The 22,384-nt window shown below is 56.9% G+C and carries 22 protein-coding genes, 1 pseudogene and 1 riboswitch; of the genes and pseudogenes, 11 read left to right on the top strand and 12 right to left on the bottom strand.

Features of this window, described 5'->3' with window-relative positions; genetic code table 11:
* Positions 1-3 precede the first annotated feature (3 nt).
* On the top strand, positions 4-2,061 hold the full coding sequence (locus GLL_RS05800; RefSeq protein ID WP_011141119.1) for a tetratricopeptide repeat protein: 2,058 nt from the start codon (positions 4-6) through the stop codon (positions 2,059-2,061).
* 131 nt (positions 2,062-2,192) lie between these two features.
* On the opposite strand, the gene thiC is transcribed toward GLL_RS05800, so the two are convergent.
* The gene (gene thiC / locus GLL_RS05795; protein ID WP_011141118.1) at positions 2,193-3,572 is read right to left on the bottom strand and encodes a phosphomethylpyrimidine synthase ThiC; all 1,380 of its coding nucleotides are present in this window, start codon (positions 3,570-3,572) and stop codon (positions 2,193-2,195) included.
* Positions 3,572-3,678: riboswitch (TPP riboswitch) on the bottom strand. (Overlaps the previous gene by 1 nt.)
* A gap of 110 nt (positions 3,679-3,788) precedes the next feature.
* Between thiC and gndA the strand changes: the two genes are divergently transcribed.
* Positions 3,789-5,240, top strand: coding sequence for an NADP-dependent phosphogluconate dehydrogenase (gndA, locus tag GLL_RS05790; RefSeq protein WP_011141117.1), 1,452 nt, complete (start codon positions 3,789-3,791; stop codon positions 5,238-5,240).
* A 30-nt stretch (positions 5,241-5,270) separates the two neighbouring features.
* Here gndA and GLL_RS05785 read toward each other — a convergent pair whose 3' ends face one another.
* On the bottom strand, positions 5,271-5,867 hold the full coding sequence (locus GLL_RS05785) for a Uma2 family endonuclease (RefSeq protein ID WP_164928692.1): 597 nt from the start codon (positions 5,865-5,867) through the stop codon (positions 5,271-5,273).
* 42 nt (positions 5,868-5,909) lie between these two features.
* The gene (locus GLL_RS05780; protein ID WP_164928691.1) at positions 5,910-6,578 is read right to left on the bottom strand and encodes a DUF924 family protein; all 669 of its coding nucleotides are present in this window, start codon (positions 6,576-6,578) and stop codon (positions 5,910-5,912) included.
* A 181-nt stretch (positions 6,579-6,759) separates the two neighbouring features.
* On the opposite strand from GLL_RS05780, the gene GLL_RS05775 reads away from it, so the two are divergent.
* The 6 genes from GLL_RS05775 to GLL_RS05750 all read left to right on the top strand — a co-directional run bounded on the left by GLL_RS05775 (position 6,760) and on the right by GLL_RS05750 (position 12,627).
* On the top strand, positions 6,760-7,572 hold the full coding sequence (locus tag GLL_RS05775) for an SDR family oxidoreductase (protein ID WP_011141114.1): 813 nt from the start codon (positions 6,760-6,762) through the stop codon (positions 7,570-7,572).
* A 52-nt stretch (positions 7,573-7,624) separates the two neighbouring features.
* Entirely contained in the window at positions 7,625-10,330 is a 2,706-nt protein-coding gene (locus GLL_RS05770) for an MGH1-like glycoside hydrolase domain-containing protein (protein WP_011141113.1), read from the top strand.
* Between the two features lie 73 nt (positions 10,331-10,403).
* Complete coding sequence (locus tag GLL_RS05765) at positions 10,404-10,694, top strand: BrnT family toxin (RefSeq protein ID WP_164928690.1); 291 nt, start codon at positions 10,404-10,406, stop codon at positions 10,692-10,694.
* Positions 10,675-10,968 carry a BrnA antitoxin family protein gene (locus GLL_RS05760; protein WP_165444150.1) on the top strand — a complete coding sequence of 98 codons (294 nt, stop codon included), beginning with the start codon at positions 10,675-10,677 and terminating at the stop codon, positions 10,966-10,968. The genes GLL_RS05765 and GLL_RS05760 overlap by 20 nt, the downstream gene beginning before the upstream one ends.
* Before the next feature lie 502 nt (positions 10,969-11,470).
* Positions 11,471-12,253, top strand: a complete 783-nt coding sequence (locus tag GLL_RS05755; RefSeq protein WP_011141110.1) for a GNAT family N-acetyltransferase — start codon at positions 11,471-11,473, stop codon at positions 12,251-12,253.
* Between the two features lie 149 nt (positions 12,254-12,402).
* Positions 12,403-12,627, top strand: a complete 225-nt coding sequence (locus GLL_RS05750) for a hypothetical protein (protein WP_164928688.1) — start codon at positions 12,403-12,405, stop codon at positions 12,625-12,627.
* 197 nt (positions 12,628-12,824) lie between these two features.
* On the opposite strand, the pseudogene GLL_RS05745 reads toward GLL_RS05750, so the two are convergent.
* Positions 12,825-13,640, bottom strand: a pseudogene (locus GLL_RS05745) (cupin-like domain-containing protein); the annotation flags it as partial.
* 125 nt (positions 13,641-13,765) lie between these two features.
* The gene (locus tag GLL_RS05740; protein WP_197530127.1) at positions 13,766-14,119 is read right to left on the bottom strand and encodes an aspartyl/asparaginyl beta-hydroxylase domain-containing protein; all 354 of its coding nucleotides are present in this window, start codon (positions 14,117-14,119) and stop codon (positions 13,766-13,768) included.
* A 112-nt stretch (positions 14,120-14,231) separates the two neighbouring features.
* On the opposite strand from GLL_RS05740, the gene GLL_RS05735 reads away from it, so the two are divergent.
* A complete protein-coding gene (locus GLL_RS05735) occupies positions 14,232-15,287 on the top strand; it encodes an IS4 family transposase (protein WP_011140213.1) in 1,056 nt (351 codons plus the stop codon).
* 1 nt (position 15,288) lies between these two features.
* On the opposite strand, the gene GLL_RS05730 is transcribed toward GLL_RS05735, so the two are convergent.
* From GLL_RS05730 to GLL_RS05720, 3 genes are all read right to left on the bottom strand, one after another.
* Positions 15,289-15,639, bottom strand: a complete 351-nt coding sequence (locus tag GLL_RS05730) for an aspartyl/asparaginyl beta-hydroxylase domain-containing protein (protein ID WP_011141105.1) — start codon at positions 15,637-15,639, stop codon at positions 15,289-15,291.
* Between the two features lie 312 nt (positions 15,640-15,951).
* The gene (locus GLL_RS05725; RefSeq protein WP_164928686.1) at positions 15,952-16,887 is read right to left on the bottom strand and encodes an SAM-dependent methyltransferase; all 936 of its coding nucleotides are present in this window, start codon (positions 16,885-16,887) and stop codon (positions 15,952-15,954) included.
* Between the two features lie 210 nt (positions 16,888-17,097).
* Positions 17,098-17,412, bottom strand: coding sequence for a hypothetical protein (locus GLL_RS05720; RefSeq protein WP_011141103.1), 315 nt, complete (start codon positions 17,410-17,412; stop codon positions 17,098-17,100).
* A gap of 88 nt (positions 17,413-17,500) precedes the next feature.
* Here GLL_RS05720 and GLL_RS05715 point away from each other — a divergent pair, with 88 nt between their 5' ends.
* Complete coding sequence (locus GLL_RS05715) at positions 17,501-17,674, top strand: hypothetical protein (protein WP_164928685.1); 174 nt, start codon at positions 17,501-17,503, stop codon at positions 17,672-17,674.
* A gap of 5 nt (positions 17,675-17,679) precedes the next feature.
* On the opposite strand, the gene GLL_RS05710 is transcribed toward GLL_RS05715, so the two are convergent.
* The 4 genes from GLL_RS05710 to GLL_RS05695 form a co-directional block, all read right to left on the bottom strand.
* Positions 17,680-18,393 carry an aspartyl/asparaginyl beta-hydroxylase domain-containing protein gene (locus GLL_RS05710; protein ID WP_011141101.1) on the bottom strand — a complete coding sequence of 238 codons (714 nt, stop codon included), beginning with the start codon at positions 18,391-18,393 and terminating at the stop codon, positions 17,680-17,682.
* A gap of 124 nt (positions 18,394-18,517) precedes the next feature.
* Entirely contained in the window at positions 18,518-19,684 is a 1,167-nt protein-coding gene (locus tag GLL_RS05705) for a cyclic nucleotide-binding domain-containing protein (RefSeq protein WP_164928684.1), read from the bottom strand.
* A 189-nt stretch (positions 19,685-19,873) separates the two neighbouring features.
* A complete protein-coding gene (locus GLL_RS05700) occupies positions 19,874-20,440 on the bottom strand; it encodes a Uma2 family endonuclease (RefSeq protein ID WP_011141099.1) in 567 nt (188 codons plus the stop codon).
* A 346-nt stretch (positions 20,441-20,786) separates the two neighbouring features.
* Positions 20,787-21,962 carry a cyclic nucleotide-binding domain-containing protein gene (locus GLL_RS05695; protein ID WP_164928683.1) on the bottom strand — a complete coding sequence of 392 codons (1,176 nt, stop codon included), beginning with the start codon at positions 21,960-21,962 and terminating at the stop codon, positions 20,787-20,789.
* Between the two features lie 184 nt (positions 21,963-22,146).
* Here GLL_RS05695 and GLL_RS05690 point away from each other — a divergent pair, with 184 nt between their 5' ends.
* Entirely contained in the window at positions 22,147-22,383 is a 237-nt protein-coding gene (locus tag GLL_RS05690; RefSeq protein ID WP_164928682.1) for a hypothetical protein, read from the top strand.
* The last annotated feature ends 1 nt before the right edge of the window (position 22,384 follow it).

Here is a 22,384-nt window from a genome sequence, read left to right as displayed (position 1 = left end):
ATTATGGTTAAACAACCTTTAAGATACAATCCAGGATTCGTTGATGACGAGGAGCTCAATCGTTATTTTGTCATCCGCACTCACATTCTCACCCTTATAAAAGAGACACTTCATGACAATATAAATTCATCGAATCAAAATATTCTTATTGTTGGTCCGCGTGGTTCTGGAAAAACAATGCTGGTGCGTAGAGTTGCCTCCGAGATCAGAAGCAATCCAGATCTCAGTTCTCACTGGTATCCAATTGTCTTTGCTGAGGAGTCTTACAGAGTAACGAGTCCCGGTGAATTTTGGCTTGAAGCTTTATTCTACGTGGGCGAGCAAACTCAGGAGCAGCGTTGGCAACAGGCTTACGAGGACTTAAAAAGTGAAATGGACAACAAGCGGCTTCGAGATCGCGCACTTACCCAGCTTATGGACTTTGCCGATGAACAGAGAAAGCGCCTTGTACTTATAGTTGAAAACCTCAATATGCTCCTGGGTGAGCAACTAAAGGCAGGCGATGATTGGGATCTGCGTCATACGATGCAGACTGAAAACCGCCTAATGTTACTTGGCACAGCAACACAACAGTTCGAAGCAATAAAGAATATTGGAAGAGCCTGGTTTGAGTTTTTCGTAATCTACAAACTGGAGCCCTTAAACACTCAAGAATGTCAGATGCTTTGGATAGTAATAACAGGTGAAAATATCTCGATTGAGCACATCAGACCACTTCAGATTTTGACCGGTGGAAGCCCTCGTCTCTTGAGCATTTTAGCAGGCTTCGCAAAACATCTTTCCTTCAAAGAGCTGATGAGCAACCTTGCCCAATTAATCGATAACTACACACCTTATTTCAAAAGTCAACTCGATTCTCTGGCACCTAGCGAGCGCAAGGTGTTCGTTGCCCTTCTAGAACAATGGGATCCTGCCAATGCTAGTGAGATTGCAAAAGCCGCTCGAATGAACACAAGTACCGTCAGCGCATTACTCGGACGCCTTGTAAACCGTGGTGCAGTTACGGTAAACCGTGAATCGGGTCATAAAAAGCTTTACCAAGCTGCAGAAAGGCTATTCAATATTTATTATTTAATGCGACAGCAGAGTCATCCATCTAGGCGTGTTCGGGCAGTGGTTGATTTCATGATCCAATTCTACAAAGATGAATCTTTAGTAACCACCGTGGTTAAACTCGCTGAAGAAGCTTGCAAGCTTGATCCAGAAGATCGCCAGTATCATTACTGGGCTTATCAAGAAATAATAAAGCTGACGAGCAACCCAATGATAAGAGCAAAGCTCATAATATCTACTCCATCTGACTTCACTAGTAATTCGGTCTTTCCTGAGAACATACGCAAAGAACTCTATGACGAAAAAATCAAAGTTATGGAAATTATGCTAAAGCAAATCATTCAAAACGAGCCTGAAAACTTTACTGCGATGCTCGCTCTATCGCTCCTTTTAGTTTTACGCGGAGATAGTGAGGAAGCAGAACAGTTGTGTAGAAGAGCAATTCAACTAGAGCCAGCAAATCATATAGCATGGATTGTGCTTGGCAGAATAATGGTTAAATCCAAACGCTACGCTCAAGCAGAAAAATCACTTAGAACGTCAATAGAGCTCAATCCTTACAGTGCAGTTGCTTGGTTCGAACTTGGTGATTTGCTTGAAAGGCAGCTTCGTATGCAAGAATCAGAACTCGCATACGATAATGCGATTGAACATTCTAAGTTGGAAGACAGGTGGGAAGTAGTGTACGGCATGGCCGATATCTTTTGCATGCGAAATAAATGGGTCCATGGGCTAGGCTTGTTAAGCTCACTCATAACCAGGGTTGCTTCTGACAGAGATGTTCTACAAGCAGTAAGCAAATTCGTCGTAACCGCTGCTGCTGCAGGTTACACTCGCGAGGTGTTGGAACTGATAGTTGAATCTAATGTTCGTGAAGTACTCCAACCTTTGGAAGCAGGCTTGCGAATGCATTTGAATGAACAACCTTTGTTCGCTCAAGAAATTAATGAGATTGGCCAAGACGTTCTTCGGCGGATTCGAGAAGAGCAGGCAATGATTGCACGTTAGGGCAGTTCTTGGTTGTGCGCAGTACGGCTCAGAAGCCCAGGGCTGTCTGAGGAGGATCTTTTCAGTTAGTGCGTTTTACTTAAGCGAAAGGGATGCCTTGATGACATCCCTTTCAAAATAAATCCGAAGTCCTACTCCTGAGCAGCGACCGGTTGGGGCTTGAGGGCCGCTTCCAGTTCACTCAAGGCTTGCGAGTCGATTTTGGTTTGCATCGGGCAGAACTTGGGGCCGCACATCGAGCAGAATTCGGCGGATTTGTAGATATCTGCCGGCAACGTCTCGTCGTGGTATTCGCGGGCGCGCTCCGGGTCGAGCGAAAGTTCGAACTGGCGGTTCCAGTCGAAGTTGTAGCGCGCGCGTGATAGTTCGTCGTCGCGATCGCGCGCCCCCGGACGGCCGCGGGCGATGTCGGCGGCGTGGGCGGCAATTTTGTAGGCGATGAGCCCTGTGCGCACATCCTCGGCGTTGGGCAGGCCCAGGTGCTCCTTGGGGGTCACATAGCAGAGCATGGCGGTGCCGTACCAGCCGGCCAGGGCAGCGCCGATGGCGCTGGTGATGTGGTCATAGCCCGGGGCGATGTCGGTGACCAGGGGACCCAGGACATAAAAGGGCGCTTCGGAGCATTCCTGCATCTGCTTGCGCACGTTCATCTCGATCTGGTGCATCGGCACGTGGCCGGGGCCTTCGACCATCACCTGCACATCGTGGGTCCAGGCGCGGCGGGTGAGTTCGCCTAGGGTCTTCAATTCGGCGAACTGGGCGGCGTCGCTCGCGTCGTGCTGGCAGCCGGGCCTCAGCGAATCGCCCAGGCTGAAGGAGACGTCGTACTTCTTGAAGATGTTGATAATCTCGTCGAAGTGCGTGTAGAGCGGGTTTTGTTTGTGGTGGGCAAGCATCCAGCGCGCCAGGATGCCGCCGCCGCGCGAGACGATGCCGGTGAGGCGACCCTGGGTCAAAGGCAGGTGCTCAATTAAGATCCCGGCGTGGATGGTCATGTAATCGACCCCCTGCTTCGCGTGCTTTTCGATTACATCGAGGATGTGTTCGGGGGTGAGCTTCTCGACGTTGCCGTGGACCGCTTCGAGGGCCTGGTACATCGGCACCGTGCCGATGGGCACCGGACTTGCCTGGATGATGGCACTGCGGATGGCGTCCAGATCGCCGCCGCCGGTGGATAGATCCATCACCGTGTCGGCGCCGTACTTGACGGCCAGTTCCAGTTTGGCCACTTCCTCGCCCAGGTTCGAGGCGTTGGGGGAGGCGCCGATGTTGGCGTTGACTTTGCAGCGGGTGGCGATGCCGATGCCCATCGGCTCCAGGTTGGGGTGATTGGTGTTGGCGGGGATGATCAGCCGGCCGCGGGCCACCTCGGAGCGGACGAGTTCGGGCTCCAGGTTTTCGCGGTGGGCGACGTAGGCCACCTCCTCGGTGATCAACCCCTGGCGGGCGTAGTACATCTGCGAGACATTGGCGTGCCCGTGCCGGCGCGCGATCCATTCGGTGCGTAGCATAGTGACTCCTTTGGCTTCCCTCTCGCCGGTACGAACCGGATCAGGTTCAAGGGGTGTGATCTCAGCGAAGCGATCGTGCGGACCGTCCGCACCCCCAGCGTGAACAAATCGTACTCGCACACCCCGTCCACCGGCAAATACTAAACAAATCGTGAGAGACCGGCGGCAGGCTCTATCCGCTGCCTAGACTGGGACTGAACAAAGGAAGCGATTTCTATGGAAACATCGGCTCTGCAATCCGGCGCGCAGGCGACCCACGAAAAACCCAGCATTGGGCTGATCGGGCTTGCGGTGATGGGCGAGAATCTGGCGCTCAACATTGCCAACCACGGTTTTCCAATCTCGGTCTACAACCGCACCGCCGCTAAAACCCAAGAACTGGCCGAAGGCCGCGCCCGGGGCAAGGCGCTCTACCCGACTTTCACCATGGAAGAATTCGTCGCCTCCATGGAGCGCCCCCGCAAAATCATCATCCTGGTCAAGGCCGGCGCTCCGGTCGATGCGGTGATCGACCAGCTCAAGCCGCTGCTCGAAAAAGACGACGTGATCATCGACGGCGGCAACTCGCTGTTTACCGATACCGAGAAGCGCTCCGGCGAGATCGAAGCGCTCGGATTGCGCTTCGTGGGCATGGGGGTCTCGGGCGGCGAAGAGGGTGCCCTCAAGGGTCCCAGCCTGATGCCCGGCGGACCGAAGACCGCCTACGACGATCTGGCCCCGATTCTCACCCAGATTGCCGCCCAGGTCGACGACGGCCCCTGCGTCACCTATATCGGCCCGCGCGGCGCCGGCCACTACGTGAAGATGGTCCACAACGGCATCGAGTACGGCGACATGCAACTCATCGCCGAAGCCTACGACCTGCTGCGCCAGACCCTGGGTCTGGGGGCCGCCGAACTGCACGACATCTTTGCCGAGTGGAACGCAGGGGAACTCAAGTCGTTTTTGATCGAGATCACCGCCGACATTTTTACCAAGATCGACCCCGAGACCGGCAAGCCGCTGGTGGACTTGATCCTCGACAAAGCGGGCCAAAAAGGCACCGGCAAGTGGACCAGCCAGAACGCCTACGATCTGGGTATTCCGATTCCGACCATCAACGCCGCAGTCGAATCGCGCATCCTCTCGGCCTACAAAAGCGAACGGGTGGCCGCTTCCAAAATCCTGAGCGGTCCGGAGCGGCCTCCGTTTACGGGCGAGAAGAAACAATTTATCGATGCGGTGCGCGACGCGCTCTACTGCGCCAAGATCTGCTCCTACGCCCAGGGGATGGCCCTGCTCAAAGCCGCTTCCCACGAGTACGACTACCACCTCAACCTTTCTGAACTGGCGCGCATCTGGAAGGGCGGCTGCATCATCCGGGCCATCTTCCTGGATAAGATCAAAAACGCTTTCCTGCGCGACCCGGCCCTCACCAACTTGCTCATCGACAGCGAATTCAGCGGCGATATTCAGGCGCGCCAGGCCAACTGGCGCTACGCGGTACAGACGGCCGCCCAACTGGGCATCCCAGCCTACGCCACGGGTGCGTCCCTTGCCTACTACGACGCCTACCGCACAGCCCAACTGCCCCTCAACCTCACCCAGGCCCAGCGCGACTACTTCGGCGCCCACACCTACGAGCGCATCGACAAAGAAGGAGTCTTCCACACCGAGTGGTTCAGCTGAGTGAGTCAGGAGCTGTTTTTGCGAGGGTGCCTACTTGACTGCATTCAGAACTTGTCCCGCCGTTAGCACAACAGCAATGCCCATCTCCGCAAGTTTTGGCGACTGAATTTGAGCGCTGCCTTCAAATTTGCCGACATTGCAGTAGGTGCCCTCGTCCAGCTGCAGAACAGTAATGGCATCTTCATGGAGATCGAGCAGCCAGTATTCCGGGATCCCGCGGGCTGCATACTGTCTTCGCTTGCGTCCATAGTCGCGCTCGCGGTTGCGTTCTCCTGGTGAAACAACTTCGACTACTAGATAGGGAGGCAGCATATCGAAGGTGACAGTGAGGCGCCTGCGGGTCAGTTCCAGGTGCTCCTCCCGCAAAATTACCAGGTCTGGATAGCGATTGGCTGGATCGCCGGGTTGTAAGACTGGTACCTGAAGTTCACAGCTATGGGGTTGAATTTGGCGAAACGGCACTCCAGCACTGGCAAGTTGGAGGAAGAGGAAGTTGGCAAGGGACGCATTGGGTTCTGACTCTGGCGGCAACTCGATCAACCTCCCATCCACCAGTGCATAGCGTTTGTCGGTGCCATCGTCCCATTCGAGGTATTGCTCGAACGTCAATCTCTTGGCAGTGGTCATAACTGACGTTCTCCAGTGCATTGAGTTAATTGTGTCATCCGGCTAGATTCCTGTGGTCTTTTGCCAATCTTCTAGAGAACGGGTGTGAACGAGCTGACCGCTCGCCAGGTATTCCAGTTCCGCCGGGGTCGATTCGCGCCCCAGAGCGGCGTTGCGATGCGGATGGCGACCGAAGCGGGCGATCACCTCGCGATGCGAGCGAGCCTGGTCGGCCGAGAACTCCAGTAGCTCGTGATCCGCCCGCGGCTCCGCCTCGATAAGCGCCTTTGCGAGTTCGGCGACTATCTGCAGGTGGGCAAGCTCCTCGCAATGCCCGAGAGGCAAGAAGAAGAATGTCTTTTGCCAGGGCGTCGTAAGGGCAGCGTAATGCCCGATGCGGATGCCTTCGAGCGCTAGGCCGAGGGCCGGCGGATCCAGGGCGAAAGCTCGGGCGGTGCCGCGATGGATGGTGCGTGAAAACTGATCCAGGACGATGATGAGGGCGAGCCGGGAGCGTGGAGCGGCGGACCAATCGTTCAGCTCACCGCGCTCGGCCCGCGCGAAGAGCGGCGCAAACCGGGAAATCACCTCGGCATTCGCTCCCCCGCGAAACCACCATTCGAAGCGCTGCCGGGTGATCGGTGGGCCGTCGCCTTCGGGAAACCAGAAGCGAAGAACGTCCTCGAATGTTTCGTTCGCCGACGTCAATGGCTGGTTAGGTTGTGTGTTCATGCGAATTACCTCTTTGGAAGACACTACGCCCCTGCTCGCAGGTTGGTTCGACAAAGGCGGCTGAGGGGTTCCCGGCAGTTGGGCGGTAACTGGCAGGAATGCTTCGGTGAGGATTCTTCCCCAGGGAAGGTGCATCGCGACGATTTGCAAACAAAGATAATGCCAGAGATCGAGGGGACAGATGGGCTATTCGGACACCCTGCTCAAAGGCCAGAAGGCGATTGTCACCGGGGCGAGCGCCGGCATCGGCGAAGCCATCGCCCGCCACCTCGCCGCCGCCGGGGCGGCGGTGGCCGTCAACTACCGCTCCGATCCCGACTCCGCCAAGAAAATCGTCGAAGCCATCCAGGCGGCGGGAGGCGAAGCGGTAGCCATCCAGGCGGACGTCAGCAAAGAAGACGCGGTCAAAGCAATGTTCGCCCAGGCACTCGAAACCTTCGGTACCCTCGACATCCTGGTCAACAACGCCGGGCGGCAGAACGACGCGCCCTTTACCGAGATGACCGCCGAACAGTGGCGCTCGGTGATCGACGTGAATCTCACCGGGCCGTTTCTGTGCGCCCAGGAGGCGGCGAGGCTCTTCTTGAAACAGGGTGTGCGCGAAGGGGTTTCTCGGGCCGCGGGTAAAATCATCTTCATCAGTTCGGTGCACGAGGTGATCCCCTGGGCCGGGCGGGTCAACTACGCGGCCAGCAAAGGGGGCATCGAGCAGTTGATGAAGAGCATCGCCCAGGAACTCGCCCCCAGCAAAATCCGCGTCAACAGCATCGCCCCCGGTGCGATCAAAACCGACATCAACCGCGAATCTTGGGAAAAACCGGAGGCGGAGGCCGAGTTGCTCAAGCGCATTCCGGCCGGCCGGGTGGGAGAATCCGACGATATCGGCAAGGCGGCGGTTTGGCTGGCCTCGGATGAATCGGACTACGTCAACGGCACGACGCTGTTTATCGACGGCGGTATGACCCTCTATCCGGAATTTGCGGACGGGGGATAGACGGACCCGGCCGCCGCTTTTAAGACCATCGCCCCAACCAGCGAGCAAAACGATGGCCACAGACGACCCACCCGACGCGGAATCCCGCCGTCTGGCCGAGGAGGCGCGGCGGGAACAAAACTGGAAGCGCTGGGGACCGTACCTCTCCGAAAGACAATGGGGAACGGTGCGCGAAGATTATTCGCAGGACGGCTCCAGCTGGGAGTCCTTTCCCCACGAGCATGCCCGCGCCCGTGCCTACCGCTGGGGCGAGGACGGTCTTTTGGGCATTTGCGATCGCCAGGGGCGGCTGTGTTTTGCCCTGGCGCTCTGGAACGGACGCGATCCGATCCTCAAGGAGCGCCTTTTTGGTCTGACCAACACCCAGGGCAACCACGGCGAGGATGTCAAGGAGTACTATTTTTACCTTGACAGCACGCCGACGCATTCGTATGTGAAGGCTCTGTACAAGTATCCGCAGCGGGCCTTTCCTTACGAGCAGCTTGTCGAGGAAAACCGGCGGCGCGGGCCGGAGGAGCCGGAGTACGAATTGATGGACGCCGGCGTGTTCGAGGAAAACCGCTACTTCGATATCTTTGCCGAGTACGCCAAGGGCGGGCCAAATGACATTTTGATTCGGATTACCGTAGCCAATCGGGGGCCGGAGGCGGCGCCGCTGCACCTGCTGCCCACGCTCTGGTTCAAAAACAGCTGGTCGTGGGGCCGCGAAGGCGAGAGCTACTGGCCCAAACCGCAGATCAAGGCAAACGGGCCGGGGGAGATCGTGGCGGAGCACGCCACCCTCGGCATTTTCCGGCTGGCTGCGGAGCCCCTGCCCGGACAGAGCGAAGCACAGTTTCTGTTCACGGAGAACGAGACGAACTTTGAGCAGTTGTTCGGGCAGCCCAACCACTCCCCATACGTCAAAGACGCTTTCCACCGCTATGTCGTGGATGCGGACGCGCACGCCGTCAACCCTGAGGTCGTCGGTACCAAAGCCGCCGCCTGTTACCCTCTGACGATCCCGGCCGGGGAGACGCTCAGCCTGCGCCTGCGGCTATTTCTGGAGGACGAGGCTCCACCGGAGCCATTTGGCGAAACTTTCGAGCGGATCTTCGCTCAGCGCATTCAGGAGGCCGACTCTTTCTACAACAAAACCGCCGCCGACCTCCTGCCGCCCGAGGAACTGCGGGTGATGCGCCAGGCGTGCGCCGGGCTGCTCTGGTCGAAGCAGTTCTATCACCTGGGTCTTGCCGACTGGTTCGTCGGCGACCCGACCCACCCTCACAGCGACGGCCGTTACCCGCGCAACCGCGATTGGAAACAGCACCTCTATAACCGCGATGTTATCTCGATGCCGGATAAGTGGGAGTATCCCTGGTACGCCACCTGGGATCTGGCCTTCCACATGATCCCGATGGCGAAGCTCGATCCGGATTTTGCCAAGGAGCAGCTGCTGCTGTTTATGCGCGAATGGTATATGCACCCGAACGGCGCGCTGCCCGCCTACGAATTTGGCCTGTCGGACGTCAACCCGCCGATGCACGCCTGGGCCTGCTGGCGCGTCTACAAACTGTCCGCTCCCAAGGGCGAGCGCGACCACCGGTTCCTGGCCCGTGCCTTCCACAAACTGCTGCTGAACTTTACCTGGTGGGTCAACCGCAAGGACGCCGACGGGCGCAATATTTTCGGCGGTGGCTTTTTGGGCCTCGACAACATCGGCATTTTCGATCGTTCGCAGCCTTTGCCCACCGGCGGCAAACTGGAGCAGGCCGACGCCACCGCCTGGATGGCCTTCTATTCGGGCACGATGCTCTCGATGGCGCTCGAATTGGCCTCGGTGGACCCGGCCTACGAAGATATCGCCTCCAAATTCTTCGAGCACTTCGTAGCGATTGCCGATGCGATGAACCAGGTCGGCGGTTCGGGGCTCTGGGACGAGCAAGACGGCTTTTACTACGACCAGATTCGTCTTTGCGAGTGCGCGGAGGCTGAAGGCAAACCTGTCCCGCTCAAAGTGCGCTCGCTGGTGGGGCTCATCCCGCTGGTGGCCGTCGAAATTCTGGATCAACCCATCATCGAGCGGCTGCCGGGTTTTGCACGGCGGATGCGCTGGTTTATCGAGAATCGCCCCGAACTTGCCCGCCAGATCACCTGCCTGCGGCCGGAGGACGGCCACAATCGCATGTTGCTGGCGATTCCAAGTCGCGAGCGGCTGGAGCGAATACTGGGCTATCTACTCGATGAAAATGAATTTCTCTCCCCCTACGGCATTCGCTCGCTCTCGCGTATCCACAAAGATCGTCCTTATACCTTTCGCGTGGACGGCGAGGAGTACAAAGTCGAGTACGTGCCCGGCGAATCGAATACCCGTCAGTTCGGGGGCAATTCCAACTGGCGCGGCCCTGTCTGGTTTCCGGTGAACTATCTACTTATCGAGGCTCTGGAGCGCTACCACCACTTCTACGGCGATAGCCTGCAGGTGGAGTTTCCGACCGGCTCGGGCCGGAAGCTGAATCTGCTGGAGGTAGCCCGGCAGCTCAGTTCCCGGCTGGTGCACATTTTTACCCCCGACGCATCGGGCTACTGTCCCTGGCACGGCAAAACGCAATGTTTTGCAACCGATCCCCACTGGCAAGATCTGACTCTTTTTCACGAATACTTCCACGGCGAGACCGGCCGAGGGGTGGGCGCCAGCCACCAGACCGGGTGGACCGCCCTGGTCGCCCGCTTCCTGTTTGGGACCCACGCCGGTATCGTCCTTTCCAGCGCGAAATAATTTTCGGGAAATCATCGACAGACAATGCCGGTAGCTACAATCATGTAGCTACAATTGGGTGTGTGGTCTAAGATTGGCGTGGACATGGGACGAAGCCAAGAACCGGACGAACAAACGCGATCATGGGTTGAGCTTTGAAGCGGCTCAATATGTCTTTGCCGATCCTTTAGCGCTCAGCCGCCCCGATCCCTACCCGCACGAGGAGCGGTGGCAGACGGTTGGCTTGATTGGCCAGATGACCGTGTTTGTCGTGCATACCTGGCTGGAGGTTGAGCCAGTCAGCGGCGAGGAGAGCGGACGGATCATCAGCGCACGACGTGCGACAGCTTATGAGAGGGCAGCTTATGAAGAAGGAGCATTCTAATCCGGTGCCCCCGGACGTACAGGCAGAGATTGATGCTTTAGCGGCATCGCAGGCACCGATCCGCACCGATCTGATCCCGGAAGCAACGGGAGATTGGAGTCAGGGGCAACGTGGGCTGTTTTACCGTCCTGTCAAGCAGCAGATCACCTTGCGCCTCGATGCCGATCTGATCGACTGGTTCAAAAGGAATCACCCCCAGGGCGAAGGATATCAAACCAGCATTAACCGCGCTTTGCGCGAATATATCGCGCAACATCAGCGGTGGACCAGATAAATGACTACTGCCAGTCGAGTACCCGCGTCGTAGTCGCGCGGCGAGAGCGGCCGGGGGGCGGGCGCCAGCCATCAAACCGGATGGACCGCCCTGGTCGCCCGCTTTCTATTTGAGACCCACGCTGGGATCGTCCTTTCCAGCGCGAGATAGCAGCGGTGTGACCGAACGCCCGCTGCGAAAATGTTCGTTGTCGGGCGATCAATCTACCGGCGTTTGTCGCGTTGTTGGGTAAGTAGAGTTTAGACAGCCATGGTTGCCCGAATACTTCCGACCCTAGCAGTCAAAATCGCCACGACCGCCGAGGAGCGCGAAGCCATCTTCCGTTTCCGCCGTTTTGTAGCCGCCCACCGTTTTCGCAACAGTACGCTGGTGGCTCGAGCATCACCAGCAATAGCCCACGCATGATTTGTGCCCAAACGCGCTTTGCAACTTGATAACTCACCGACTTACTGTCAAGCTTGCGCCGCCACAACGAATGTAATCTAGACTACCAGGAGGCTATATGTATTCGCTCATTGCCGCGGACAACTCCGCGCCTGTTTCGCTTACTTACTATCTTCTCCATCCGCCCGATGACTACGGTTTGAGTACCCAGTGCAAAGAAGTATTGAGCGAGACTCTTTACGGCAGATTGTTGGTTTCCTCTTTGAAGCTGCGCACACAAGTGCTGAGGGACAGCGGTGTCTATAACCGTACCCAAAAAGAGCTGTGCGTCGATGAACTCGACGATCATGCTTTTCATCTATTGTGTGTCAACGGTGGCAATAGCTGCGTGGGTGCAATCCGTTTTATCGAGCATGAGCGCCTGCAGCAGGTAGGATTGCAGAGCGGTGTAGAAAAATTAGCCCGCTGGGCTGCCCTTAAAATTCCCGCTTACCGGGCGGTCGTCGAGATGGTGGAACGGTCGCGCGAGGCAAAAAAGCGCCTGGGCGAAGTCGGGATGCTGGTGGTGCGGACCGATTTGCAAAAAGTATCTAGCATCGCCCTGAGGCTGACCATGCTCAGCCTCCAATATGAGCGCCAGCAAGGGCTTGACCTTGGCTTGTGCAGCGCGGGAGCTATTTATGGGGCGTCGCTGTATCGGCGATTGGGCTGTGCAGATGTCGTCGATGCCGAGGGCCGGCCCCTCGACCCGCTCGACCATCCGGAACTGGCCGATCGCGTCACCTTTCAGTATCTCGAATTAAAAGCCCAACCCGAGGAGCGGATTCGCCGTCTGCAGGAGCGCTACGGCAACGTAGCGCGGGGTCTGCGGTACTTGAATGGACCGCTCCACGCAGCTTGAGGAACTGGGTTTACTCGGCCGGCGCAATACGCCTCAGCCTTCGGAGAGATGCTTTCCTACCGCATCCATACCAAGCAGGGTGCTTTTAAGCATTCCCCTTGCGTTCATAGGCAAGGGGAATGCGCCCATACACAGAGGAGGGGGAGGCTGTGAAAAACGCGAAGGACTCGAACCTTTTGCTCCAATTGCAATGTTCGCTTCTGGGAACAGTTTTGGCAGCGGGCGGCCTGCTGTTTTCTGGAATCGCCCGCGCCCAAGCGGATGCACTGGTCGAGACGCTTATCACCTTCGACCCCACTGCCGGAGAGTTGCCGGAGGGGGTCACCGTCGATAACTGCGCAAATGTCTATGTAGGCGTCGTCAGCACGGGCTAGATCCGCAAGCTGAGGACCACCGGCGAGCAGTCGACTCTCGCGACCCTGGGTACGGGCAACAGACCACTCATTAAAGTTGCCCCCGACGGTACCGAGCAGGTCCTGGCCTCGGCGGCGGATGGCCTCGATTTTCCGGCGAGCCTGGGCTTTAGTCCCGAGGAGTAAACTAAAACCACCAAACGGGCACGGGCTGGAAGCTATTGAGCGGCCCGTGCCCGTTTGGTGGTTTTGTTGCGAGTACCGGCTCGCTCAGCCCGGAGCGTTGGCGCGCTTGGCCCGCTGGACTTTTTGGTACTGCCAGAACAGCGCCCGAACTGCCGGAAGTAGCGCAGGTTCTTGGCCATCGAAGCAAGCCAGATAAAGCTCATCGAGGCATTGTAAGCATCGAGCGATTCGACCTGGTGCCAGTAATACGCGGGGATGTAGAGCACCTCGCCGGCCTGGAGTACAAACTCAATGGGTTGGGTGCGCCGAAAGCGGGGGAACGCCCGCAAATCGGGGGCGTCGGCGTTGACTTGGCTGTTGAAAGGACCCGTGCTCAGGATGCCGTGGGGATAGAAGTTCCTGAGCCCAGGGTGAAAGCAGACAAAGCGCTTGCGGCCTTCCATCATCCAGTGCAACACCTCGACCGCATCGAAGTGCAGGGGAGTAACCAGCCCGGCGCCGCTCACCCAGAGCTTTGTGCGCTTCAGGTTGTGCCTTGCCAGGTATTGCGGTTCGCGGTAGTACGCTTTTAGAGCGGGAAAGTTGTTGACGTCGTCCTGCAGGTACACCCTTGGCCCATCGAAGTGCTCCGAGGCGATCCGGTCGCGAAATTCACCGAACGACACGCGCGCGAAGGACAGCCGGGTTGTGGGATTCCACTGGTAATACCGCGACGCGACGCGAATGACTTCGACCCACCGGTCCCCGACCACCTTTTCGAGCGCATCGAGCGAGTAGGCGTTGTGCTTGGACAGAATTTCGCCCAGGCCGCGCAGCACGACAAGCCGATTTTGTCGGACCGCCGCTTCGAACTGCTCGGGGGTGGGCCGCTACATTTGCGCAACGGCATCCTGGCCCTTGGTTTTCACGACACATACCTCTTTGATGAATCAACATTTTTAGTCAACGTTTCTGTCTGTGCACCCAAAATTCTCTAACTCTGCGCGTACCGGCTGGCCGACTGTTCAATCCGTTTGGCGTCTTTGTGATGCCTCGCCATCGCCAGGATGCCCTGATTAATTACAGACAGCACAGGAGGGAGCGGCCTGGGAAAATCGACGAACAACACCACGCGGCGGCGCGGGTCGCGGTTCCAGACTTCGTGCTCAAACGAGTCATCGAAAATCAGACTTTTGCCCTCTTTCCACGAGCGGACTTCGTTGTCCACACGCACAGCGCACCGCTCATCTTCTACCGGCACAATAAGCCCCAAATGGTAGCGCAGCACTCCTTTGTAAGGCCCGTGGTGTGGAGGAATGTGTGCATTGGCATCCAGGATGGAGAACATCGCAAGGTTCATATCCGGAATCAGAAGTGTTGAATGTCAGGAATTGATCCTACAAAAACAGCTCGAAGTCGTGTAAACTTCGAGCTGTGTTCAATTTCATTATGTTGAGACAATGCTACTCGATTTTCCGCAACTTGTCAAAACCGCTCTGTCTTCCTTGCCCAATGATGATTTTCCTGTTCTCGATTCCAGGCTCTTTTTCAGTTGCTGGCTTGCCCTGGTGATGGACAAAAGTACCGTCAGCATGCGGGACCTCTTCAAACGCGTCAACCACACTGGCATCCCCGTCGATATCTCCACTTTTTCCAAAGCCTGCAAGTCCCGCTCTCTCCAAATCTTCGAGCAGTTGTATCAGGCCTTGCTGGTCCGGGTCAGGCGAGAACTGCCCGCTAAAAAACTACATCCTTGCCCAATTGACTCAACGGTAGTCGGCTTGACAAGCAAATTGCTATGGGCACAAGACTATCACCAGGTCAAACTGCTCACCTGCCTTGAACACGGCAGCGGCACCACCGAGGGTAGCCTGATCAACTTTGGCTACGACCACGATTCTAATTTTGTTAATGAAATGCTTCAAGCGATTCCTGAAAATGGCGTAGGTATATTCGACCGGGGCTTTGCAGGACTGGAATATCTAAAAAATGCCCAGGCATCAAGCAAATATTTTTTAATGCGCATCCCGAGCAACTACAAGCTCGCCTTCGAGGGCAATGCTGGACGGATGCGGGTGGGAACGGGCAAAGAGTCCGGGATGTATCGAGTGGTCAACTTCTGCGATATCGAGAACCGGGCTGAGTATCGATTGGTCACCAATTTGCCTGGCGAGGGCGAATGGTTAGTCAGGGACGAGGAGGTGATGGAACTGTACCGTCAACGCTGGCAAATAGAGCTGTTATGGAAGTTTCTGAAAATGCATTTGAAGCTGAAGCGGCTGATGACAAAAAGTGAGAATGGCATCCGGATGCAGCTCTACATCACCCTGATTGCCCACCTGTTGCTGGAACTGGTGAGCGTGCCGAAGATTTGGGGGAGCCAACGGTTGGATAAGTTGCGCTACTTGCAATGTTGTATGTGCCAAGAAATCAGTTATGTGCATTGGCTAGGAAAATTACTCGGTAGCCAGAGGCGTAGAGCGCGGCTGCCCAGAGCGTGTACATATGTCCATTGATTCAACATTTCTGATCCGGAATGCGCTGCAGCAAGGCGTCAGTTGCCGGAAAACGATCGCAGTTGGCGGCGACCCGGCGGCCGTAGAAGTAGAACACCAGGGATTTCCACCTCGACTCGGCCATACCGCTAAATCGCGGTGACAAGTCTGCAAAGTGCGGTATTTTTTCCTGCACCATGAGGGCTTCGTCGAGATCGCGACGCATCACTTTCCAATGGGCCTCTAGTTCAGCGACCCACGGAAATTGCTCCGGATCAAAAAAACGGGCATCTGCATCGGGGCTATAGCGCTGAATCAAATTGTTTTGCAACTCAAGTAGAGGGTTGCCATGCCGCAGGACTTGTTTGTTCATGGTGTTTTTATCCGTATAAATCGATGAATTGCTTCAGCAAAATGATCCAACCTCTTAAGATCAAACGGTAAAAGGAGCCGGGGGCGGCAAATGAATTTGCCTTCAGCAGGTTGAGCATTGGTAATAAACTCTTCTACCGTTGCAGGCAATCACATTTTATAGAGCCCTCGCTTGTGCTTCTGCTCAAAGAAATGCTTATAAAACCCGCAAATGAACTTGACTAACTGTTCAGTAAAGCCGGGGAAGCTCAGTTGATAATTCCATTGGCAGCAGATAAGCGCTTTCTCTGGGACCGCTATGCGAGAGTGCTCATCAGTCCGGCATTCGACGGGCAGCGATCAGCGCTACGACGGCACCGGGTGGGCTTGGCAGCGTCTGCATATCGACGAACCCTATCTGGTTCAAGAGTGTCTCAGCCTGGCCAGGAACGATCACACAACCGCCCCGAATCACTGTCCGTAGTCGAACAAGGGAGGCGCTCAGCGGATCGCTGCCGGGATTGGCCATCGCAAACAGTAGCCATCCACCAGGACGTAAGGCGCGGTGTACGTGTTCGCAGGCTGTTGGCATCACCTTCTCAGGCATGAAGGCGCTGGGAAGCCAGGCGAGATCAAAGGTGCTGGTGTCACAGAGGTCCTCTGCTGCCTGCTGCCGTAACTGGATGCGGCCTGTGAGTCCGGCGCTGTGCACATTCGCGCGCGCGAGGGCCAAAGACGGCGCCCAGGGATCGATGCCGACCACGCTCAGCGACGGCCACAGGCGTGCCATCGCGATCGCCAGGCCGGCGACGCCCACACCGACATCGAGAAACGAGCCGTCGGGGAAGTCCAGGCGCTGCGCAAGCCCTTCGAGGCGCGGTACGATCGTGCGCGTCAACGTATCGGCAAAGCCATCGGAGACCTCTCCCGCCTCCTTCAGGATCTCGGTCTCGGTATGTGCCCACATTGTTGTCCGTTTTGTGTCGAACAGAAGCTTTGTTTCCAGGAGCATATTGAAGCGAATTTCTGCCAGCAGGTGCTTGAGTTGAGCCGGATTGTACTTCTCTATCAGGTCGTACACCCCGAGTGCGCTTAGAACTTCGTCGATCCGGGCCTGGAGTACGGGATCAAGGGAATTGCCCGTCACCTGCGCATCGAGCACTGCAGCGAGGGCAGCAAGGATGGTCGTCGAACGACTCTGGCGATCGACGAATTCGCGAAGGGCTTGGGTACCGGCTTTGCTCTGGGTGCAATTTACTTCATCGTTCACGGCTGTGTCCTTGTAGCTGGCGGTGCTCGATAATGCTTGAGGCGGATGCATTTACCGGCAGCGTCGGCACGGTTGGGAACGAGGCTTGGCGGGTGGGATGGGCTTATTCTTCCAGTGCGTGCACGATGCGTGTCGACTGCGGCATAGCGCCAAGTGAGCGGTGCAGTCAGAAAGGGCGGCTGAATGCATGAATCTCTGCTCCAGGTGGTCCTAGCGGCGAGTGGGCGTGCGCTGAAATCTGGCGCGAAGCAGGGCTTTACCTAGGGCGGCGTGGGCTTCGGTCAGTTGCGCCTCGTGCAGTTGGGCTGCGTCGCGGGTGCGGTTTCGAAAACCGCTTTCCATATGCATTTCGGCCTGGAAAAGCCAGGCTTTGATCTCGGAGGGGGGTAATTTGTACTTGCGGGCAAGGTCGAAGACCGTCGCATTCCCTTTCAATAGATCGAGGACAACCTTGACTTTGCGCCGGGGTGTCCAGTAATCGAAAGCGCGCTCATTGGGTCCAGTGTTGTTTAATGGGGTGAACATCGTCTGTCACTCACAAACTGATAGGTTGGCACGTCAAGTCGCGCTCGGCCCAGCGGAGCTTGAACAGTTGCCACAGCAAGGTAGGCAGATGGCACCCGAACTGTGGGAGTTGTTGCAAATGTTTGACCATCGAAACAGCCAGGACAAAGCAGATAGAGACGTTGTCATCGCCGAGGGAATCGATCAAGCAGCCCGTGGCAAAAAAACACGGGATCCAAAACCAGAGCGCTTGTTTGCGCAAGCTGGAGCAGACTCTCATTAAGCTTTTCATTGTACTTTACCCCGCGCGTAGCGATTGGCATTGCCCTGGAAGTCTTTGACTGCTTTAAATTGCCCAGCAGCAGCGATAATGCCGCGGTTGATTGCCGAAAGCCATGGAGGAAGCGGCCTGAGAAAGTCGAGCATCAGTACCGCACGGCAGCGCGGGTCACGGTTCCAGACTTCGTGCTCAAACGTGTCGTCAAAGAGCAGGCTTTTGCCCTCTTTCCACGAACGGACTTCGTTGTCGACGCGAATGGCGCACCGCTCATCTTCTACCGGAATGATGAGACCCAGGTGATAGCGCAGCACACCCTTGCATGGCCCGAGGTGAGGAGGAATGTGTGCGTGTCCGCCCAGGATAGAGAACATTGCAAGGTTCAGGCCCGGAACCCGTTGCAGCAGAGCCGCTGTCTGCACAAAGCGTCTGCAGTTTTCGTCAACCCTGCGACCGTAAACGTAGAACATTACAGATTTCCATGCTGTGCCGGAAAACCGGGACTGCCGCTGTGATAAATCTGAAAAATATGGTATTTGCTCCTGCTCCAGGAGCGCTTCGTCCAGGTCGCGCCGAATTATTTTCCAATTCGATTCGAGATCTGCTACCCAAGGAAACTGGTTCGGTTCAAAAAAACGGGTATCTGCATCGCAACTGAAGCGATTGATCAAGTTGCCTTGAAGCCGACCCAGTGATTTATCAAGTCGCAAAGCGCGTTTGTCCATAGGTCACACTCGACTTTTCTGGTTATGGTTGTGAGGTGCCATTGGCGCCTCAAGGTGCGGCGGATCGATCTCGGAGGCTGTTGTGCTCCCTGCCGAGCTTTGCTGTGGATCTGCCCGAAGAAATTCAACAGTGGAGGGTGGCTGTGGGCAGGAATCGACTGCACGGCTCCTGCAACAGGTTCGCGCGCAGCTGGCAGAGAGTCTGGGAGTGCCTGGTCTGGCACTGGGCAACGACCTGCTCCGGTAAGACAAGCAGTTGCACTTCGCTGAGGGCGACCGCTTGTCCCACAGCACAGCAGGACGCCAGAAATCCCTCAGCGCCAAAGCATTCGCCGCTTGAAAGAATGTTCGGTGGCCGGTCTGAGCTGCCCGGATAATACAGGGCGACTGCGCCGGAGAGGACGATAAACAGTGCCCCGAGCAAATCTCCTTGCTGCACGATAATTTTGCCTGCCCGCACCCGGTGGAGGATGGCGTGCTTGAGGAGCGCTCTGGCGTCCGCTTCGGTCAGTCCCTGCAGCATCCGGATGGTTCGTTCGGGCGGACCACCGAGGGTCTGGCAAAGATTGGACCACCGCCGTTCGGGTGGTAACGACCGCCGTTCGGGTGGTAACGACCGCACGGGGGCAAATTCCGCCGGCGGTAGGAATTGCTCAGAAAACCAGAGCCCATCTGCGGCATTGGTGACCCAACGGTTTGCCTCGCGGGCAAAGGGAGAGCCCACCGAGCGCAGGTACTCTACATCCTCGCCCACACAGACCATCGGTGCCATCAGACCGACCGCCTCATTCACGTCGCGATAGTTATTCAAATAGCGCCGGTAACCGAGGTGCTCGTACATCTCAATCAGGTGAAAGCGGCTCAGTAAAAAGTCGAAGCGCAGGCCCTCCTCGCGGCCGTGGCGGTAGGCGGCGACGGCCAGCCGTACGGCCATCGAACTGTTGCGGAAGCGGTGGGCGATCACAAAACGGCTGCTCACCGAGAGCGAGTCCCTGGCGATCTTTGCGAAACGATCCAGGGCAAATGCCTCGCGCCACGCGGGGGGGCAATTGTCGGTATCGACGATGTTGCGGCGCAGCGTGGCGGCCACTTCGCCTTGCTCGCCGATGTAGAACAACACGGCGCTCTCATCGTGCTGATCACGCAACCACTGGCGGCGGTGGTCGGCGTGGGGAAGCCGCTTGTTCATCTCCTCTACGTAGACGTGGTAGCGGAAGCGGAAGATCGCTTCGCGTTCTGCGGCGGTGGTGGCGATTTTGACTTCTAAGGGCAGTTGTATTTGGGCAACCATGGCTGTGTAGAACTCCACTTGCCCAACAACGCGACAATCGCCGGTAAATTGATCGCCTGGGACGGAACAGTTTTTTTCAGGGCGGGTTTCAGGTGTCAGGGGGTGGAGAGCCGACGGGCTGTCCGCCGCCGTTGGCCTGGAGATTCTGACCGGTCACCCACGGTCGAAGCGACGGAGGAACGCCGAGGGTCAGGGCAGGAAGGCCACGTCTTCGTAGAGTTCTTCGAAGGTGCCAGAAAAATTGAGAGCGCCGATTTCGTACACTTCTAGTCCGTAGGACTGTAGCACCCAGAGTGCTTCAGCGTCGCGCCGAAAGCATTCGACTTGCGGCTGTTTCGAGCTGACCAGAACATACTCACTTAACGTGTCGATCGTTTGATAGTCTTGAAACCTCGCTCCTCGATCAAAAGCTTCTGTAGAGTCCGACAGAACCTCAACGATGAGCCTGGGAAAGCGCAGATACAGCGGTGTCGCCCAGTCGCGCTCGTCACAGGAGACGGCAATATCCGGATAGAAAAAGCGGTTGCGCTGTTCGACTCGCACTTTCACATCCGATGTCAACACCCGGCAGCCGGTTCCGCGCAGATGCCTGCGCAACGCAAACGCGAGATTGAGCACGACCAGATTGTGGTCCTGGGTGGAACCAACCATCGCATAGAGTCTCCCGTCTAGATACTTGTGCTTGATGGGGCTGTGCTCCTCGATCTGGAGATATTCCTCGGGAGAGTAAAAAGGATTGTCAGCAGTGGTGAGCATCGTTCAGCCCCAAAAGCGCAGTGTGCGTGGCTGCTACTAAGGTAGTCCATCGGGTTCCATTGCCATAAAAACGGTGGTCTGCCCCCTTAAAACCGGTCCGATCATTTGGGGGCAAACCAACCATGGACGTCGGTGGGGGTGTGCAGGTTATGTTGATGGCAACCCGTCCTCGGAGGCAGCGTGGAGGCTCGTCGGTTGTGCTTCGTGCAGTTGGGCCGCGTCGTGGGTACGGTTGCGAAAGTCGTTTTCCGTTGACAATGTTGACTATGACTCGCACTTTGCGCCAGGGAGCCGCAGGGATTTTCAAGGACCTCGGAATACCGAGCGGTTTAACGGCTGAGGGCGGCTAGTGCAGTCTGTCGTTGGTCTGCTGCTTGCCGGGGTGAAGAACAACCGGGGACAAAAATTTGCCGCACGGCTCCTGCAAAAGGTTTGTGCGGAGTCGGCAGACGGTCTGAGGGTGTTTGCGTTCGGTCTGGACGACGGTCTGCTCGGGCAAGATCAGTAATTGAACCTCGCTGAGGGCGACCGCCTGTCCCGTAGCGCCGCAGGAAGCCAGGAGCCCTTCGGCTGCGAAACATTCGCCGACCGAGAGAATATTCGGGGGCCGGTCGGAGTTGCCAGGGTAGTCCAGTGCGACCGTGCCGGAGACGACGATAAACAGTGCCCCGAGCTGATCCCCTGGCTGCAAAATCACCCTACCCACACGCACTCGGTGAAGGATAGCGTGTTTGAGGAGCGCTTTAGCGTCCACCTCGCTTAGACCCCGCAGCATTCGGATGATTTGTTCGGGCGGACCGCCTAAGATTTGTCTAAGTTTGGACCACCGCCCTTCAAGCGGTGTCGACCGCACAGACGAGAATTCAGGAAGCTGTGGGAATTGCTCGAACAGCCAGACCCCACCTGTGATGTCGTTGGGAAAACCATCTGCCACGCGGGCGAAGGGAGACCCCACTGATCGTAGGTACTCCGCATCCTCGGGGACGCAGACCATCGGTGTCATTAAACCGACTGGCTCATTGGGATCGCGGTAGTTGTGCAGGTAGCGTCGGTAACCCAGGTGTTCGTACAGATCAATGAGGTACCAGCGGCAGAGCAAAAAGTCGAAGCGGACACCCGCTTCGCGAGAATGGCGATAGGCGCCGGCAACCAGTCGAGCCGCTATCGTACTGTGGCGAAGGCGGTGGGCGATCACGAAACGGCTGCTGACCGTGAGCGCGCCTGCAGCGAAGCCGGCGAAGCGATCGAGGGCGAATGCCTCGCACCACCCGGGGGGGCAATCGGCGAGGTCGATAAAGTTGCGGCGCACCGAGGCCACTACTTCGTCTCCCTCGCGGATGTAGAACAATACGGCGCTCCGGTCGTGCGGATCACACAACTGCTGACGGCGGTGATCGGCGTGGGCAGGCCGCTGGTTCATCTCTTCTATGTAGACGCGGTAACGAAAACGGAAGATGGCTTCGCGTTCTTCATCGGTAGAGGCAATTTTGACATGCGAAAGCGACTTGTATTGGGCGACCATGGTTGCACCAAATGAATACGGCGGCATGCCCCGTTGGCCTTATACCAGAAGAAAAATTCCTATGTCGATTAGAGGCCGCAAGGACGAATCAAGAAGTTTCAGAACTGGGCTCCAGCCCCCGAAATGTGAGCCGGAAGGAATCATAAGTGTTCGAATAGTACCGGGCACAGGGGGAGGAGAGACCGTGCCTTGCGCGGTTGAGCGCTTTGTTATCAGTTGCCCTGACTGTAGAGGGGCGCTGCTTGCACTCTTGCTCGGGGATGCGCTTTGCGTGCCGCTTAAATATAAAAAATATTTCCCACTAACTTCGCAGATGATGTATGGACCTATCGATGAATTTACTTTTAGAGGTTTTGCCCTGGCGCAACTCCTCGAAAAGGTGTGTCATCAATTCAACCAGACGATCGCTGCTGCAAGATAAA

This window comes from Gloeobacter violaceus PCC 7421 (assembly GCF_000011385.1).
Taxonomy (GTDB): domain Bacteria; phylum Cyanobacteriota; class Cyanobacteriia; order Gloeobacterales; family Gloeobacteraceae; genus Gloeobacter; species Gloeobacter violaceus.
This window is presented reverse-complemented; position numbering and strand designations above follow the sequence as displayed.

What these genes read in the sequence shown, in the direction of transcription:
- GLL_RS05800 (WP_011141119.1), top strand. Translation starts at nt 4, where the DNA reads ATGGTTAAACAACCTTTAAGATACAATCCAGGATTCGTTGATGACGAG.
- thiC (WP_011141118.1), bottom strand. Translation starts at nt 3,572, where the DNA reads ATGCTACGCACCGAATGGATCGCGCGCCGGCACGGGCACGCCAATGTC.
- gndA (WP_011141117.1), top strand. Translation starts at nt 3,789, where the DNA reads ATGGAAACATCGGCTCTGCAATCCGGCGCGCAGGCGACCCACGAAAAA.
- GLL_RS05785 (WP_164928692.1), bottom strand. Translation starts at nt 5,867, where the DNA reads ATGACCACTGCCAAGAGATTGACGTTCGAGCAATACCTCGAATGGGAC.
- GLL_RS05780 (WP_164928691.1), bottom strand. Translation starts at nt 6,578, where the DNA reads ATGAACACACAACCTAACCAGCCATTGACGTCGGCGAACGAAACATTC.
- GLL_RS05775 (WP_011141114.1), top strand. Translation starts at nt 6,760, where the DNA reads ATGGGCTATTCGGACACCCTGCTCAAAGGCCAGAAGGCGATTGTCACC.
- GLL_RS05770 (WP_011141113.1), top strand. Translation starts at nt 7,625, where the DNA reads ATGGCCACAGACGACCCACCCGACGCGGAATCCCGCCGTCTGGCCGAG.
- GLL_RS05760 (WP_165444150.1), top strand. Translation starts at nt 10,675, where the DNA reads ATGAAGAAGGAGCATTCTAATCCGGTGCCCCCGGACGTACAGGCAGAG.
- GLL_RS05755 (WP_011141110.1), top strand. Translation starts at nt 11,471, where the DNA reads ATGTATTCGCTCATTGCCGCGGACAACTCCGCGCCTGTTTCGCTTACT.
- GLL_RS05740 (WP_197530127.1), bottom strand. Translation starts at nt 14,119, where the DNA reads ATGTTCTCCATCCTGGATGCCAATGCACACATTCCTCCACACCACGGG.
- GLL_RS05735 (WP_011140213.1), top strand. Translation starts at nt 14,232, where the DNA reads ATGCTACTCGATTTTCCGCAACTTGTCAAAACCGCTCTGTCTTCCTTG.
- GLL_RS05730 (WP_011141105.1), bottom strand. Translation starts at nt 15,639, where the DNA reads ATGAACAAACAAGTCCTGCGGCATGGCAACCCTCTACTTGAGTTGCAA.
- GLL_RS05720 (WP_011141103.1), bottom strand. Translation starts at nt 17,412, where the DNA reads ATGTTCACCCCATTAAACAACACTGGACCCAATGAGCGCGCTTTCGAT.
- GLL_RS05715 (WP_164928685.1), top strand. Translation starts at nt 17,501, where the DNA reads ATGGCACCCGAACTGTGGGAGTTGTTGCAAATGTTTGACCATCGAAAC.
- GLL_RS05710 (WP_011141101.1), bottom strand. Translation starts at nt 18,393, where the DNA reads ATGGACAAACGCGCTTTGCGACTTGATAAATCACTGGGTCGGCTTCAA.
- GLL_RS05705 (WP_164928684.1), bottom strand. Translation starts at nt 19,684, where the DNA reads ATGGTTGCCCAAATACAACTGCCCTTAGAAGTCAAAATCGCCACCACC.
- GLL_RS05700 (WP_011141099.1), bottom strand. Translation starts at nt 20,440, where the DNA reads ATGCTCACCACTGCTGACAATCCTTTTTACTCTCCCGAGGAATATCTC.
- GLL_RS05695 (WP_164928683.1), bottom strand. Translation starts at nt 21,962, where the DNA reads ATGGTCGCCCAATACAAGTCGCTTTCGCATGTCAAAATTGCCTCTACC.